Raw genomic sequence first — 18,407 nt, forward strand, 5'->3', positions numbered from 1 at the left:
TATTTACTTCTTCTTTTTAGATTTTTTCAAATCCTTCTTTGGGTGTACTAACTTCAATTCATCAATTAAATTTGTTGCACCAGCGTATTTATCCATTATAAAAAGCACGTAACGAATATCTACCATAATGTTGCGAGATAGGGCAGGGTCATAGTAATAGTCGCTCATTGTACCTTCCCAAACACGGTCGAAGTTAAGGCCTATCAGATTTCCGTGGGCATCAATTGCAGGGCTCCCGCTATTGCCACCTGTTGTGTGGTTAGTTCCTATAAAATTGATTGGCATCTTGCCATTTTCAGCATATTGACCGTAATCTTTAGCTTCATATAAATCAATTAATTTTTGAGGAACATCGAATTCGTAGTCGCCTGGAACGTATTTCTGAATTACTCCTTCTAAAGTAGTTACGGGTTCGTAATAGACAGCATCGGCAGGAGAGTAGCCAGCAACTTTTCCGTAGGTTACTCGAAGCGTACTGTTAGCATTCGGGAAGATACGCGCGTTTTTCGGGCTTAACTCGAGCATAGCTTTCATATAGTCACGCTGCAAACCTGAAATGTTTAATTCAAGTTCTTCATATTTAGGGGCAACCTTGTCAAAATAAGCATCTGCCATTTCCTGTACAATTTTGAAACCGGGATCGTTATTTAGCTTAGCAATAACCGTTTCGGCATCACCTTCTAATAACTTTTTTACTGAAGCATAATCTACAAAAGCAGAATTAGTGTAGACGTTGGTAGTTAACTGTGCAGCATTTAAATTTTTAAACGTTGCAGGAAGAAATTGTTCTGGAACGCCTTCGGCATAAAGTGCAATTAGGGCTTCGAAAACTTCTTGATCTACTTTTTTGCTGTAATCTTTATATTGACCTTCCAATCTTTCAATCATATTGTTTTTTCTATCGTCAAAAGATTGTGCGCCACGGCTTTCATAAACTTGCTTTAACTGATAAACTTGGTAGGCAGTACGAAGTAATTCTACATTTCGTAAAACTGTTTCTAGGAAATATTCGCGAGCTAAAGTATATGGTTCTATTTCGGTATAATACTGTTCGAATTTTGGTAGAAGTTGGCCGTATTCTTGTTGTTTTCCTTTCTTATTAATTTGCGCAATAAGTTCCTTTTCCTGTTGCTTTTTGATGCCAACAGCATTCGATTTTTTTAAACCAAGGGTTTCGCCTTTCCACTTTTTCCAGTAGTTAGCGATACGAGCAAACTTGGAAGCATATTGAATTTTTATCTGCTGATCTACACGCATATATTTATCCTGAATAGCCAATGCAGCATCGCGAATGGCAATACGCGCTGGGTTAACAGTGTTTATTACCTGCTCGATAGCAATTGAAGGTAAATACTCATCTGTAGTTCCTGGGTACCCAAATACTAAAGTGAAATCGTTTTCAGCTACGCCATCTAAAGAAATAGGTAGGAAGTGTTTTGGCGTATAAGGCACGTTGTCTTCAGAATATTCTGCGGGACGGTTGTTTTTGTCGGCATAAATTCTGAAAAGGCTGAAGTCGCCAGTGTGGCGTGGCCAAATCCAGTTGTCGGTATCGCTACCAAACTTCCCAATTGAAGAAGGCGGAGCGCCTACCAAACGGATATCTTTAAAAGTTTCTACAACAAAAAGCATGTATTGGTTGCCTTCATAAAATGTACGTATGCGGTTTTCCTGCCAAGCTTCTTTTGGAGAATTTTGTACAGCGTTCGCAATATTTTCCTCTATCTTTTTTTGTTTGTCGGCCTCATTCATAGCTGCGGTAACGCCTGCCATTACTTGGGTTGTTACATCTTCAATCTTAACGATAAAAGTGGCGGTAACTCCAGGATTGGCAAGTTCTTCTTTTAGGCTCATCGCCCAGAAACCATCCTGCAAATAGTCGTTTTCTAACGTGGAATGACTTTGAATTTGAGAATAACCACAGTGGTGATTAGTAAGCAAAAGTCCTTTATTGCTAATAACTTCAGAAGTACAGCCGCCGTTAAAGTGAGGCACTGCATCTTTTAAACTTGCATTATTAACATCGTAAATATCCTTGGCGGTCATTTTCATGCCGAGGTTGGTCATTTCAGATTCGTTCATTCCTTCTAAGAGCGAAGGAATCCACATACCACCTTGTTGGGCAAAAAGTGGGACTGATAAAAAGATAAAAAGAAGGCGAAATAATTTCATAGTAACGGTTTTTTAAATAATAGCGTGCAAGATAATGATATGGAGGGTATTTTGGTAATTTAATTAGGCTAATGGTTTTCTATGTAGCTTTTAATCACATTCAAAACACTGCATTAAACGTTTGGATAAAACCAAATCCTCTGAACCTTTTAATGGCTCAGTTAAAATTCCTTGCCTGTCAATTTCTACTTTAAATGCTATAGCATATTCAACTAACCGCTCCCTTCTTGCTATTATATTGGCCATAATTTCTTCACCGTGGAGATTGTATATTTCCTTTGGCCATAATTTTAAAGCTTCTTCAATTGCTTGGTTTGTTAAATGGTTTTGTATGAATTTTGCCTGTTCTATAAAAATTTCTTCAGCTGTGTTTTGTAAAAAATACCTGTCAAAAGGGTATATCAGTCCTGGAATATAGTCTATCTCCTTTTCAAAAGGACGTAAACGAGGCTGTATGTTTTTAGATGACACAACCGAAGGTATTAGTCCGTCTATTGAAAAAAATGCATTATCACGATCTCCGGGTAATGGGGTGGCTACATACTTTTCTCCCTGTTGTTGTAGCACCCAGCCCCATTGTTTTGCGTGCCGGTCCCAATCGCCAATCACTAAATCGAATAAACGATTTCGCACCAATTCTTCCTTTTTAATACTTAGTTTTTCGCCTAATTGTTGTTTTTTTTCTTGCAGTTTATCGGTGTCGATTATTTCATTTACATTTTTTAAATGTGTCCAATTTGTAGGTCCTTCGGTTTCATATTCAAGCCAATATAATTTGTTACCATACGTAGTATTGTATTTACCTAGGCGTTCTTGCTTAGGAACAAATACCAAGGAAGGGTGCGTGTGTAAAATTGAAATAGATTCGGCTAATTTAGCTACCACAATGGCGGCATAAGGATGTTGTGCCGAGATTCCATCGATAATAATATTTTCTATACCCAGTGTTTTTGCGAATTCAGGAATAAGAGGTTCGGGGTTTTTTGCAACACTTCGCAATGAATAGTAAATGCCTTTGTTGTTTTTTAATCGTAAGGATTGAGTCTGTTTTCCTCCCCCTTTTTTAATAATGGTAAGCCCTCCTTTTAAAGTGTGTAAAAAAACGATAGGTACTTTTACGGGGATCGCCCATTCATCGCGATATTGCTCTCCTTGCACCATTTTTTTTAAAATATTGCCTTCATACATTGTCGTTACTGCGATGGTAACCGAATCGTGATCCCCAAAATTGAATGTATTAATATTATCTGTGTTCACGATAATTTGGGAAGCCACTTTGGTTGGTGTACTCCAAATTGAAAAATATATGATAATTACAACAGCAGCTGTTATACTTAGTAGGATGGCAATAATTTTTTTCATTAAGACATTCAATTTTAAGTAAACAATGTATTTTTTTCGCTACAATAGTAAATCAGTTTTACGATGAATACCCTTCAGGATGATCAAAACTTAAATAATAAGTAGCTTTTTCTATTATTCATATTTTATGTTTACAACCTCCAAACTACGAGATTCCCCTCCCATTTTAAAATCTGCTATATCTCCAACTTTATGTCCGGTAAGCGCCACAGCAATTGGTGCCACAAATGCAATTTTGCGTTTGGCTATGTCAGCCTCATCTACGCCTACAATCTGAAAGGTTTGCGGAGTAGGGGCGGTAGATATTTTATAAGTTACTGTTGCGCCAAATCGCACTTCGTTTTTTGGTTGTAATGCTGGATCTAAAATTCTTGCAGACACAATGCGTTCGTTAAGCAAATCCAGTTTTCCGTTTAGGACTGCAAGTTCAATTCGTCTTTGTTGTTCGTGAGTAGTGGAGAGAGTAGCGCGTTCGTTTTCTAACTGTTCCCGTTCTGTTTGCAGTAGTTTCATGCCAGTCGGGGTTACATAATTAGTGGCGCCAGCAGGCAGTGCTGCGCGTGGCGGTATAATGGGCGCTTCCTCTTGGTCTTCTTCTTTTACAAATCCTCGGCTCATATATAATTATATTAAAAGTGCATTCTATATTTTGGTACAAATGATGAAATCAAACTTTAATTTAGAATTTATTTATAGATAATTGTGAAATTACAATACATTGCTTTATTGAAAAAAGTGTTTACATGAAATTAACAAATAGCAACATAGAGGTTGCGTTTGAAATATTTCGGCTTTACAGATTTACAAAGTATTATTAATACGAGTAGGTTTTATTTCCGCTTAAATATTCTTGCGATTGTCTTCCCTATTTCATCAAGCTTTTCAAGAGGTTCTGTGATGGTAGGGTTTGTGAGGTCTATTGTGGCAGAATCGGTGACACCAATTTGGATGGGATAAATTATTATAAAACTATTGCTTTTAAAATGCTTGTTGAGATATGAAGGAATTTTGCTCATATTACTAGTATATGATAGCTTATCCTTTCTACTCATCACTATTATAAGATTGTCATCTTTATGGAAATTGCTGGAAAGATCTAAGAAGTTATCCCAATCATCAAAAATTACAAACTCTGATTCTATAGGATGTGAATGGTGAATTTCTTTTATAAAATTTAGCGATTCTGAAGTAGCGTAGAATATGAGTTTTGCGCCTGAATTGCGTGCTATGTTCCAGACTTTTATCAGCCAAAAAGGAAAGCCTATTTCCTTTTCTGCTTTTTGAGGAACAATAATTATATGTCTTTTTACGGTTCCGAAAGGCTGTGCTGGTTTATAAATTAACGTTGTGGTGTCGCACTTTGATAAAATTCCTTCGGTTAAATTTCCTAAAAATGAATTTGATAATCCTTGATTTATATGCAGCCCTAAAATTATATCGGTAATTTTATGCTCTTTTACGACGCTATTAATACCGTTAGTAATATTTATGTCGTAACGTAAAAGCTCGTGCAATTGGTTGTCTGTGGCCGCAGCAGTTATTGCCGCTTTCGTTAATAATTTTTTAGCTTTCTTGTCTGCTGCACCGTCCGTTGTATTATTATCAATTACATTGAGCGCATATAAACCATCTTTGTTATTCTTCGATTTTATAGTAACTCCCAGGTTTATAAGTTCGTCTGTAGTAGCTTCATTACTTATCGGAATCAGAATTTTTTCTTGCAAGTATTCCTCTTCGCCTGTATTATCATAAGCTTCGGAAAGCGCAATGTTTTGAGCACCTTTCTGCGCTACAAACGATGCTACGGTGCAGGTAAAAAGTATCATTAAAATAGTACCGTTTAGGATGTTTTCATCAAGTAGCCGAATTGGTTCACCCGTAGCTGTTTCACCTGTAATAATAGAATAACCCACTAGTACCGCTGCCAAAGTAGCCGCTGCCTGTGCGTTGCTAAGCCCAAAAATTAACCTTCTTTCATCAACCGAAAATTTATACGTTTTTTGCGTTAACCAAGCGGCAAGAAATTTAGCTGAAGTTGCAACAACAATCATAACCACAGCCACTTTAATAGTTTCTAAATCTTTAAAAAATACTTTGTAATCAATTAGCATTCCCACCCCAATAAGGAAAAAAGGTATGAAAATAGCATTCCCTACAAATTCCACTCGGTTCATTAATGGTGAAATTTGTGGTATAAGTCTATTAAGTGCAAGTCCGGCTAAAAAGGCACCAATAATAGCTTCAACTCCTGCTAGTTCTGCAAGCCCAGCCCCCGAAAAAACCATAACCAAAACAAAAATATACTGCGATACTTTATCGTCGTAACGTTTCAGAAACCACCTTCCAATTATAGGGAAGAGAAACAAGATAATACAACCAAATACAATTATTGAAATAGACAAACGTATCCAGAATGCTGTGTTTACTTCTCCAGTTGTCATTCCAACTATTACTGCCAGCACCAGTAGGGCTAGGGTATCGGTAATCATTGTTCCGCCTACGGTTATATTTACGGCTCTGTTTTTTGCAACGCCCATTTTACTAATTAGCGGATAGGCAATTAGAGTATGCGAAGCAAACATACTTGCCAGTAAAATTGTGGATGGTAGTGGAAGCTCTAAAATGTAAAGACCTGCAAGAGTCCCCAATATCATAGGGATAATGAAGGTGTATAATCCAAAAACAATACTTTTTTTACTGTTTTTTTTGAAGTCGGCTAAATCTATTTCCAAACCTGCGAGGAACATTATATATAGAAGTCCAGCCGTTCCAGAAAGGATAATACTGCTATCGCGTTCTATTAAATTGAAGCCATTTGGACCAATTATAGCTCCAGCGATAATAAGGCCAAGAAGATGGGGGATTTTTATTTTATTGAGGATGATTGGGGCAATTAGAATAATTACCAATATTAAAAGGAATTTTAACACAGGATTCGTGAGCGGCAGACTAATAACAAGCAGGTGTAGTTGTATCATCCTCTATCCTTTTTTAGTGCATTGCCAGGGGCTTTAGAGTCCTTGTCTGTACTTTGCAATTACGAAATATCTGCTAGCTCCCTTCCTAAAGTGTGCAACCAAATACCCTCGTAAAATCTTATCCAAATGTATGCTATTCTTATTAATTTAAAATTAGATTTTGCATTTTCGGATAGCTGAAATAATCAATTTTTTATTTATATATTCAAATTAGCTGAAGCTGCTAGAATTTGTTTAAAATGAAAAGAGTTTATCATCTAATTCAAAATATCGAGATCAGAAAATAATTTACTTCGAAGTAATTCATTGCTCGTTTTGGAAGGATAATTTCAAAATAAAAAAAACCGTCCTACCTCAACGACAAGACGGTTATAGGAAAACACAAAACAATTCTCCCCAGAATGAATTGTCTATCCCAATACAAAGAAAAGGGACAAAACGCACATTTCTTTGCGGGATTCCGTAAAGCGGCCATTTTTTTTGAAATAAATTATTAAAGGCAGCTTAAATCAGTGCTAAATCTTTAGCAATCGCCACCATGTGAATTGCATTTTTTGCTTTAAAATGGATACAAAGTTTACCCACCCTTTTTTCTACGGAACTCAAACTACTGGGTTGAATATTTCGATCTCTAAAATATTCACTTATTTCTTTTTGCGATAAACCGTTTGCCAACTGCTCCATTAAAGAAATATCGTAATCGTCTAATACAGGCGTAATCTTTCCGGAGAGAGCGTTTACAACCTGTGGCGAAAGATAGGTTTCGCCCATAGCAACTTTATTTATTGCAGTTCTAAGTTCTTCAAGTCCTTTTCTGCCTTTACAAACGTAGGCGTTTAGGTTGTGTTCTAAAACTAGAGAGCGCACCCTTTGCAATCGATCTTCCACACTATAGGCTATAATGGGAAGCTTAGGATACTTACTTTTTAGCACAGCAATAAGCGCTTCGCCAGACGAAAATGTTTGTTCTCTATGATCGGGAGTGTAGGAGAGGTCTGTTATCAGCAAATCGAATGGTGCATTATCTAAAATCGCCTTTTCAACTTTTAAGAAAGCATCATCGCAGTAGGCAACTTCTGTAATGTTTTCAATTTTTAATGCTTGCAATATCGATATTACTCCTTGATTGATACAATCTAGGTCGTCTGAAATTAGAACTTTTTTAAACATGATCAAATACTTATAGTTGCTTTAAACCCTTTATTTGGTTCAGATTCAAAAGTAATAGTTCCGTTTATGGCTTCTATGCGGGATTCCGCATTTCGGAGTCCATTTTTGCTTTTTAGTTTACATCCTACGCCATTATCTGCATATTTGATGAAAATCGCCTTGTCTTTTTGATCAAAATTTAATACAACTGCAGTGGCATTACTGTGTTTTGCCATATTAGTCATTAATTCTTGCAATATTCTATAGAGATTGGTTTTTTTAATATTTGATACTGTCTTCCAATCAATAGTTTTGGTATGCCTACGAATTACAGATACATTTTGGTTCTCATAACTCAACAATAAATCGGACAAGACTTCTTGGAAATTTTCAACATCTATGGCGCTGTTTTCTTTTGAGATATCTCTACTTTTAATATAAATAGATTCTAAATCGTCCAAAATCTCATCTTTTTCTGCAGGCTTGCTTTGTAGTTTAGCCATTAACCTGTACACATCATTTGCCACTTCGTCGTGTACTTTTTTCGAAATTCTTTTTTCAGTAGTATATACTTGCGCAACTTTTTCTTGTTTATGCCTGGTCTTAATATTGAAATATGAAACTATTGCTATTACAAATCCAACTAAACCAATAGCCAAAATAAATATTTTCCAGGTTTTTTGTTTTTCATTTTCGAGTTGGGCGGCGATTGTATTTTTGCGCTCTTTTTCAACATTGTATTTCAAAAAGGCATATTTATTTCCTGCCAATTGTTTCTCCTTTTCAATGCTATCACTTATGGTTTCAAAACGCACAATTCTGGGATCTGGACTCATACTAACAAAAAGTGACAACGCATTTTCAATATAAGTAAGACTATTCATGGTCTCTGCAACCTCGTAAGCTCGGTTTGCAAAATCCAAAGCTGTGGTAGTATCGTTTTTATCGATGTAATAAACTGCCAAATTGCGGTAACTAGAATACTTGCCTGGGATATCATTTTTCGCTTCTCTTAACGTTAAAGCCAGTTGCAGATGTGCCAATGCATCTGGATGATCTAATTTAGCTTGTGTAGCACCTTTATTATCCAGTAACCTAGCGTATGCCAAGGTATTTTTCTGAACGTTGTCTTTCGTTAAAGCAAGTTCAAATTGCCCCAACGCTTTTTCATAAAGCCCCATATCCTTGTAGATATTGCCAGTATTATTTAAAATAGTGAGGCTGTCCTTGAGATTTGCAGAGAACAGTAAGGCATTTTTGTAAGCTTTTATAGCTTCATCATATCTATGGTTCTCTCTGTAGATTCGTCCCAACTGATTATAAAGCCCTTTTCTTGCTTCCACCAAAGTATCTGAAAGTGCAGAATTATCTATTAATTCTAACGCTTCTACTGTAGCTATTTCGCTATCAGAATTATTTCCTATCTCCAGCTGCCCAATGGCAATCAATCGCAAATCTTTAATAGCCTCATACGTATCTTTTTCGTTGAGGTGCTGTTCTTTTAAATGTGAAAAATAATTAATTGCTAGTGAAATATCTGAGCTTTTCTGCGGATTCAAAATGTGATTGTAATGATAGGCAGTACTATCAATTTTGAATTGGCCAATCACCTTTTGAGGTAACATTCCCAATACGAAACAAAAAATGAGGAATGAAAACAAGGGTTTTTCCATTCCTCAAAAATAGGTACAAATTTTCAGTTTTGTTAATTGCTGTATCTGTAATATTATTCTTGTTTGGTGCCGCCAGCGTTACGTTCTGTTTTTCTAATTAATTCGCCAATATTTACAGTGCCTACTCGCTCTTTGTGGCAAATAATTTTAGATCAAGTTAAGTAGCGTAAAAAGTTTTTAAAGGACTTCTTCAGCAACTTCCTCTCCTTCTGCATTTAGTTGTTTTTCAGGATAGAATAGTCCATTTAATGAAGGCTTGTATAAATATTCGGCGATACCACTTGCGTTTTCCGTTAAATTGCCTTTCGCATCATAGAAAGAAATGCGCACTGTCCTACCACTTTTATCTATTTGATAAACATAATCTGCAATGCCATCTACATTGTTAACTAGCTTATTGTCTGATCCATAGGTAGAAGTTCGAACCACTTCATCCATATTATTATAATAATTTTCTATTTTGTGAAAACCATCGGGACCTAGCACTGGGTTCTTTTTATCATTATAATAAGAATAGGTGCTTACAAATGCAGAATTGTTTAATTTAATTTCCATGCTAGCGTAGCCTTCTATACTATTTATCCTTTCGCCATTTTTGCCAAAATATGTAAAGCCAATATACCTGTCATATTTATCGTGAACATAAACAGTTTTATGAATACCTAGTTCATTTAGTGCAGCTTGGTTATTCGGGTTGAAATTTGCTTCCGAGAGCAAAACCCCTCGTGAATTATAGGTATATTTAATAATTCCTGCATTGGCTAGTAAGTTGTTATTAATATCGTACATCATTACGATGGAATCCTTCCCAAATTTATTTAAAATACTGCTGGTTCTAAATGCCCCATCAATAATACTCGGATTCATTTTCTTATCGAAATTGGTGCGTTCTATTAAATTGCTATTATCATCATATTTAAATACATTATAAGTTGTTGCATCTACCGCATTTGCCAATTTGTTATCGACGGTAAAATATGTTGTCCTGCTTTTATTGTTATTTTCGTCGTATTCCCAGCGAGTAATAGCTACATCTTCTTGCCATGCACGTAATTTACCTAAAGAATCAAATGCCGCCGTTTCTGTTTGGTTTCCTCTTTCATCGTACTTATATGTATAAGAAACCACTCCGTCTTCGGTTTTCGCCCACGCACCGTCAGAGCCGTAAAACTCCTCCCTTATTGTTTGTTTTTTATCATCAATGAACAGCTTGGTCAACAATATTCCCAAATCATTTACCCCATCTTCGCCATATACATCCACATTTTTTACGTTTATAATAGTGTCTCCTACATATTCATAAGTAGCAGCCCCACTTTTATTATCGTTGAACATTAAAACATAATCGGGATAATATTTTGCATTAAAGGTGGTTCTTCCCAAGCTATCATATAGGTTTACGAACTGATGATAATCATCAGCCCCTTTGGTGGGAAGGTCTCGAATATTAAATTTTCGCATATCGGTACTATTGCCATACTGGTCGTAGGTATACATGTATTTATGAATGCCCTCCGTGTTTGATGTTTTGCTTCCCAATTCGTCAAAGTAAGCCATAGACTTTATATTGCCCAGCGCGTCATAATCATAGATAGCATTATAACCTTCTAGACCAATGGCATATTTACCATCCACATCATACAATTTTACAGTGCTTAGCATAAAATTGCTGTCATATTCATATTCGTAAATTGAAACAAAAAATTTGTCCCGCATTGGCTTGCCATCGCTATTAAAATATGCGATTTTAGTAGAAATTTTAATACTATCTAGTATTCGGAGTTCTTGAAAAGCACCACGACGCATTGCGGCAATGCCGTCTTTATTGTAGTAACTGGAATGCATACTTTTTTTAGAAGCATCCCAAACTCCTTTTAGTGTATAAACTCCTTCAACTGAAATCTGTTTTTTGTTTTCGTCATAATAAGTTTTTGTAATATTACCTTTGGCGTCCGTTATGGTTCGGGTAATATGAGCTTCAGTTTTATTAGAATATGGCTTGTTATCTGCATCAAAAAGTAGCGCCTCTCGCGTATTTACTTTTGGAAAGGTAATGATGCACTTTGCCGCTTCAAAATAGCCGCCATTGGTAAGTTTTCCATTCTGGTAATACTCTACAATGGTGCTGTCTGCCTTTCGCTCAATGTTATATACTTCGCCATAACCACTATTTTCAGCTTTCTCTGGATAGGAGGTAAGTACCTCCCCTTCTATGGTGTAATATAATTGTCGGAACCACTTAGTGGAGCCACCCAAAAACGCCTGATAAGTATAGAGATCTTGATTTGTGTAATAGGCAGTCTCACGCAACAAACCAGCAATATGTAATTCCCAATAACGCTGTGCGGGCCATTCAATATTGTGCTTAGATTCTCTGTCATACCTATCTTGCATCGCATCTATTTGCTCTAAATATTTCTTACCAAGACTTTTGAGGGTACTGTTTGTTAATTTTTCTCTTCCAATTTCAACCACTTCTTTACGGAAAAGACGCGCATGATATTCCGTGATATTGAAATGATTTTGCTCGTGAATAAGCAGCTGTTCTGTATCCGTATCATCCTTTATAACTCTTCCAGAGCGATGCGGAATCATTTGCGCATAAATGTAAAGAAATTGATCTTCGCGGCTGCCTTCATATTGTATATCAGAATACACCATAGCGTGGTAATCGCCAGGAATATTATTTATAATAGGAAAATCATCCCAAATTAGGGAGCGTTCGTGCCAGCGGATACTTTTTGTGACCTCAGTTTTTTTGGCGTATGCTAACATTACCAAACACGCCATGAGTATGGCCGAAATTAAAATATGATATTTAGGCTTCAAGCAGTATTAGATTTGGTTTCTTGAACGTTTTATATAAAAAATAAGGAATATAGGTAAGTATAAAAGTTGAAATTATATAAATTATATCGCCGCCAATAGCAGCAAATTCAATATCGCTGATGTTATTGCTATACACTTCATAGATCCAAATAACAACATACCACCCCAGGCTAAAAATAACTCTGTGAACTATAAAATAAATAGGTAAATGCGGAAGCGGATTTAGTTTAAAACTTAATAGAAGCACCATGTAATAACCTGCCATTATAAACATGCTTTCAAAAATAAAAGTAACCCAGCTTTCTGTGTTCGTGAAGTAATTCAACAAGGCTACAGAAAGTGCAGTAAGCATTATTCCGCTTAGCAATTCGCTACCTATGGCTTCCATGCTTTTTCCTTCGGGAAGGGAAAATTTATTGTATAATGAGGTCGTAGGCGCTTTCTCAGCTTGCAATTCTACAAGTTTAGGATCTTGCCCATATTTATTATTTCGATTTTGCCCTTCACTAAAGATGAGTGCAAAGAAGTAAAAAGGTATTAGCTGATAAAATCCATTGTTGCCAAGGTCATGGCAGCGTTTAGTACTTTGGGAAATAAGAAACCAATAACTGGCACCAAAGATGACTATTAAATGATACCCACCAAGATTTAACCATTCCGCAATAAATGTAAAGCTATATGCGAAGAAGAGAAATATAGTATAGCTAATGCCATACTCGGTTCTGTGAATTCGACCATTAAATGAAAAGGGATTTTTAAACATTTGAAAGTTAAATGAATTGCAATATAAAATAATGATGTTCAATATTCCAAATGCAATTATGAAATTTTGAAAATTAAAATTTTGAGACTATTTTTTTTCAGTTGTGTATTGTGTGTAGTGTTTTGTTTTTGGTAGAAGGGGTCTATTTTATTACTTAGTTTAAACTCAGACTGCAAACAGGAAGTAAAAAAAAATCGCCCGAGGAATTTCCTCAGGCGACTTCATTTTAAAAATTATTAATTTTGAATACTATTCTTTTAGTAAACGTTTGGTTATTTCGCCATTGGCGCCTTTAATCTTAACATAGTAAGTAGCAGCAGCAAGTTGATCGATGTTTAGGGTTTTTACATTACCCATTCCACGAAGATCTACTCTTTGAACCAATCTACCTCTTAGATCGTAAATTTCCAGTCTTTCCAATTCTAAACTCTGCGGATTGCTTATGTTTAAAATGTCTTTGGCTGGCACTGGATACATTTTTATGCTTCCCAGGTTTTGGTTATTATCACCAACACCAAGTACACTTTCTACTATTAGCTCGAAATCGCAAGTGCTAGTGTTGCCATATTCGTCTGTCGCTGTTAGCGTGATTGTATACGTGCCATCAGAAAGTGGTGTTCCAACTGCAGGACTTTGCATAGTTACTGTTACAGGATCTGTACAGTTGTCTACAGCTGTTGCTTCACCAGTTCCAAAGTAATCTGGAAGAATATAGAATATATTTCCTGGTCCCGGATCAACAGTTTGATCTGCTGGACAGGTAATTACTGGTGCTAATAAATCTACAACTGTTACTTCTGCTGTACAAGAGCTTAAGTTTCCATTTACATCTATTGTAAATACTTGAACCGTTATAGGCGCTCCAATATCTGCACAGTCAAAGGCCGTAATATCTACTGCCGAAGCAAAGATTCCACAAGCATCGTCGTTAGAAGCTATCACATCACTTGGGTCAAGGATGGCGGTACCATCTGCACCAAGTTCTAAAGTAAAGTCTTGACAAACGATTACTGGAATCGTATTGTCTTCAACAGTTACTGTAGCAGTACAAGTTGCAGTGTTTCCGTTTACGTCGGTTACAGTTAATATTACTGTGTTTGCTCCAACGTTTGAACAATCGAACGTGTCCATATCAAGATCGTAGCTTGCAATACCACAGGCATCAGTGCTTCCTCCGTCAACGTCTATTCCTGCGATAGTTACTGTGCCCGTTACTGGGTCGAGCATTACGGTTATGTCCTGGCAAACCACTGTTGGCGCCGTTACATCTTCAACAGTTACTACAGCTGTACAAGTAGCAGTGTTTCCGTTTACGTCAGTTACAGTTAATATTACGTTGTTGTCGCCAACATCACTACAATCGAAAGTATTAATATCTATCGCAATACTCGCCACACCACATTGGTCTGTGCTTCCACCGTCAACATCTGCTGCAACAATTGTTGCATTACCAGCTGCATCAAGTTGGATGGTGATATTCTGACAAACAGCCACTGGAGCTTCGTTATCAGTCACTGTAATGGTGAAACTACAAGTGCTTGTGTTTCCGTTTACATCTGTTGCAGTAAACTCAATAGTATTTACACCTACAGGGAAACCACTTCCGCTTGGATCGCCCATTGTTTGAACAATAGTAGCAATGCCACAATTGTCAAAAGCTACTGGGGTTACAAAGGTTACCGTAGCAAAACAATTTCCCGGATCTGTGTTGGCAGTAACATCTGCTGGACAAATTATGGTTGGTGGGATGTTGTCTTCAACTGTAACAACTGTTGTACAAGTAGAAACGTTTCCGTTAACATCGGTTACCGTTAAAGTAATTGTATTAGGACCTACATCTGCACAAGTGAAGGTTGATTTATCAATTGTTGTACTTGCAATGCCACAGGCATCTGTACTTCCATTATCAATATCTCCAACTGTGATGCTTGCGTTTCCAGCGGCGTCCAATTGAATGGTGAACGGCGGCGCACAATTTGCTACTGGCGCAACATTGTCTTCAACAGTTACCGTTGTTGTACAAGTTGAAGAATTTCCATTTACATCTGTTACGGTTAAAGTAACTGTATTCGGACCTACATCTGCACAAGTGAACGTATTTGGTGAAACAGAAAGCGAAGCAATTCCACAAGCATCTGATGATCCGCCATCAACGTTGGCTCCTGTAATCGTCACGTTTCCGGTTGCATCCAATTGTGCAGTAAACGGTTGGCATACTGCTATCGGTGCTACATTATCCTCTACGGTTACAATTGTTGTACAAGTTGAAACATTTCCGTGAATATCGGTTACCGTTAAAGTAATCGTGTTAGGGCCTACATCTGCACAAGTGAAAGATGATTTATCAATTGTTGTAGTTGCAATGCCACAGTTGTCTGTACTTCCGTTATCAATATCTCCAACGGCAATGCTAGCGTTTCCAGAAGCATCTAATTGAAGTGTGAACGCAGGAGCACAGTTTGCCACTGGAGGTTCGGTATCGTTAACCGTTACATCAAAACTACAAGTAGCAGTATTTCCTGAACCGTCTGTTGCTACAAAGCTGTTTGTTGTTGTTCCTATTGGAAAAGTGCTTCCGCTAGCAAGACCTGCGGTTTGCGTTAACACTGGGCTGTCATATTCAAATTCTATACGTCCTTTATTAGGATTAACACCAGAGGGCTCAGTAAAAAACGTTCCATCGGGTGCCGCTGCCGCATGAATATCATTCTGTGAGCCTAGTCTATTAATAGGTATATTGATTCCATTAATTACCATTGGGTTACCACTCGCATATGAATTTGAACTGTTAGTTCCTCTTGTACCCAAGATTCCAATGATCTCTCCTTGAGCTACTGGGATATTCACAGGTATAAAGTTATTTCCAGGAGTTAAACCAGACCAATGAAGTAAGGCATCATAACTTGTTGTTCCTGGGAAGTTTGCCGGTGTTGAGGCAAATCGCATTACCTGAATATTCTGATCTGTAGACACGTATGTATCTGGAACTCTCAAACCGGTTATGGTAAAACTGGCTGGAGCCACAAAGTAGTAACCTCTGGCCAGACCTGTAAATGTGCCGGTTTGTCCGGGGATTTGATTAGTTCCAGTGGTACAATTATCCATACCTGTGACCGTATAATTTACCACGGCGTTACAAACTCCCGGATCGTTACTAACTGTAATATCTGCCGGGCATGTAATGGTTGGATCTTCTATATCATTTACCGTTACATCGAAGCTACAGGTGGCTGTATTTCCAGAAGCATCAGTAACTTCAAAAGTATTAGTGGTTGTACCCACTGGGAATACGGTTCCACTGGCTTGTCCAGCTGTTTGTACTGTTGTGGAAGCTGGACAATTATCTGTGCCCACAGGTGTTGCATAGGTTATGGTAGCGCCACAAACGCCTGGGTCGTTATTGACCGTTATATTTGCTGGGCAGGCAATTACAGGTGGTTCAGTATCATTAATCGTAACATTAAAACTACATGTAGCAGTATTACCCGATGCATCGGTTACAACAAAGGTGTTAACTGTTGTTCCTATCGGGAAAACAGTTCCGCTAGCTTGTCCGGCAGTTTGGCTTAATGTGGCCCCAGGACAATTATCCGAGAATCCTATGCCATAAGATACGGTTGCACCACACACGCCGGGATCGTTATTAATTGTTATATCCGCTGGGCATCCAATGATTGGATTTTGAGTGTCGTTAACCGTAACATTTTGCGTACAAGTTGCTATAGCTGTTCCAGAAGCATCCGTGACAGTCCAAGTAACAACAGTTACTCCTACAGGAAAGGCTGCGGGGGCGTCGTTACTTATTATTTCACCAGCGCAGCCATTAGTAATTGGCGTGCCCAAGCCAACCCCAGTTGCTTCACAGGCACCGGGATCATTACTTACAATTACATCTGCAGGACAGGTAATATCTATGATGCACGAACTGAAATTAAGATCAAATGCACCAACACTTCCAAAAAATCCGTGCACTCCAATGGTGTATGTTGAGGATCCATCTGTGACAAAAGAAACGCTGCTTTGCAAACCGCAGGCATCATCATTACCGGCAATACAAGCGAGAGCTCCACAAGCTCCAATATAAACTCCTAGTGCCGAGTCATAACCGGTCCCTGCAGAACAGGTATTTGCATCAACGATCATTCCCGTTCCAGTGGTATCGGTAAAAGTATACCAGACCATTGGTGATCCGGCTGCAACACCCGAACAATTGGGTTCTGGAGGAACATTTGCAGTAGCACAAGTAGTGTTGCCACTTACGGTACCTCCTGCAACGGGATCTATTGTAATAGCCGTAGCACAAGTATCATTGGCGGCGCCTACGGTGATAGTCACAGAGTAACTCATCACACAAAGTGGATCGGATCCAACTGTATCTCCTGCGGACAGACTCCATGTTCCCAAAGCACTTAAGCCATTAAAATTATCTAAATTTCCACCATTTGGTTGAAAGGTCCCGCTAACGGGATCTCCTGGTCCTGGAGGGCCAGCGGCAGCCTGGTCAAAAACGGTGGTTACCGCCGGGGTATTTCCACATCCGCTCCACGTACTAGGAGTAGCCAGTATTTCCATAGCGGCAGGTCCGTCTATACGAAAGTTGGTTTCATTGTGAAAAGAACAATTTGTATCTGGCGCCCCACAAGTACCACTGGTTTTTTGCCAGTCTATACTTATATTAATGTCTATTATTGATGTACATCCGGGGGTGAAATCGGCGGCTGAGAAAGTAACACCTGGCAGTGCTACACAATAATTTCCGCAGCCATCTACTGTAACGGTGGGCCCGGAATAAGTCTTGGTTACTGTTGTCTGGCCATACGTAAAACACGTGACCGCAAACATGCATAATGATAGTATAAATTTTTTCATAATGAAGGTATTAAAGGGTTAAAGTTGACTCAAATTAAATTTTTAAACTGCGATACTCATTTAGAACATTGTTCTAAATAACATTTGGCGTAGGTTTAAATCAGTCAAATTTGTGGAGCTAATTTTTTAACTGTAGCAGAATGAAATTGTACTTAAAAAGAATTCTATATCTATTTTGCAAGTACAGTAATTGGGACTACCGAGTTAGGTTTTAAGAATTTGCATCAAATTAGTAGCTTTTAGCGATTGTAATTTGAAAGCGACCTCTTTTAAGTCAGAAATGAGGAGGTTTCGAGCTTTATAAAATGAATAAAGACTGACATTTCGCATCAGTTGCGTTATTGTCTATTCAGCAAGTTATGTTAAATTTTTAACTTTTAAGTAAGTAGTAACACGTATATTTTACGTAGTTAGTGTTAAAAACGCAATTTTATTATTAATTATTTAAGTTAATTGTAGGATGGAAACAGTAAATGAATCTGAGGAAAAACGTTCTTTTGTAGTGGTTAGTTGAGATCTCTAGTAGTTTGTTGGAATTAACTGGTTGCGGGCTGAAATATGGCCATCCCTGTTATAAATTGACCATTTTAAAATGGAAATCAATGAAAATAA

9 protein-coding genes are annotated in these 18,407 nt (G+C 37.6%); all 9 read right to left on the minus strand.

Translation table 11 applies throughout. The annotated features are described in order from the left end of the window. Positions 1–3: 3 nt before the first annotated feature. The 9 genes from AC3RVF_RS10025 to AC3RVF_RS10065 all read right to left on the minus strand — a co-directional run bounded on the left by AC3RVF_RS10025 (position 4) and on the right by AC3RVF_RS10065 (position 17,795). Positions 4–2,172, minus strand: a complete 2,169-nt coding sequence (locus AC3RVF_RS10025; RefSeq protein WP_489693298.1) for a S46 family peptidase — start codon at positions 2,170–2,172, stop codon at positions 4–6. 90 nt (positions 2,173–2,262) lie between these two features. Beyond that, positions 2,263–3,534: a hypothetical protein gene (locus AC3RVF_RS10030; RefSeq protein WP_489691507.1), complete on the minus strand. Its 1,272-nt coding sequence runs from the start codon at positions 3,532–3,534 to the stop codon at positions 2,263–2,265. 114 nt (positions 3,535–3,648) lie between these two features. Further along, positions 3,649–4,152, minus strand: coding sequence for a GreA/GreB family elongation factor (locus AC3RVF_RS10035; RefSeq protein WP_489691508.1), 504 nt, complete (start codon positions 4,150–4,152; stop codon positions 3,649–3,651). A 212-nt stretch (positions 4,153–4,364) separates the two neighbouring features. Beyond that, the gene (locus AC3RVF_RS10040; RefSeq protein WP_489691509.1) at positions 4,365–6,512 is read right to left on the minus strand and encodes a cation:proton antiporter; all 2,148 of its coding nucleotides are present in this window, start codon (positions 6,510–6,512) and stop codon (positions 4,365–4,367) included. A 504-nt stretch (positions 6,513–7,016) separates the two neighbouring features. Further along, on the minus strand, positions 7,017–7,682 hold the full coding sequence (locus AC3RVF_RS10045) for a response regulator (protein WP_489691510.1): 666 nt from the start codon (positions 7,680–7,682) through the stop codon (positions 7,017–7,019). 2 nt (positions 7,683–7,684) lie between these two features. Continuing rightward, on the minus strand, positions 7,685–9,271 hold the full coding sequence (locus AC3RVF_RS10050) for a sensor histidine kinase (RefSeq protein ID WP_489691511.1): 1,587 nt from the start codon (positions 9,269–9,271) through the stop codon (positions 7,685–7,687). A gap of 240 nt (positions 9,272–9,511) precedes the next feature. Then, entirely contained in the window at positions 9,512–12,163 is a 2,652-nt protein-coding gene (locus AC3RVF_RS10055) for a DUF922 domain-containing protein (RefSeq protein WP_489693299.1), read from the minus strand. Then, entirely contained in the window at positions 12,153–12,926 is a 774-nt protein-coding gene (locus AC3RVF_RS10060; protein ID WP_489691513.1) for a DUF805 domain-containing protein, read from the minus strand. Before AC3RVF_RS10060 ends, AC3RVF_RS10055 begins: the two co-directional genes overlap by 11 nt. A 249-nt stretch (positions 12,927–13,175) precedes the next feature. Next, a complete protein-coding gene (locus AC3RVF_RS10065; protein WP_489691514.1) occupies positions 13,176–17,795 on the minus strand; it encodes an HYR domain-containing protein in 4,620 nt (1,539 codons plus the stop codon). Between the last annotated feature and the right edge of the window lie 612 nt (positions 17,796–18,407).

This window comes from Aequorivita sp. IT1183 (assembly GCF_058068265.1).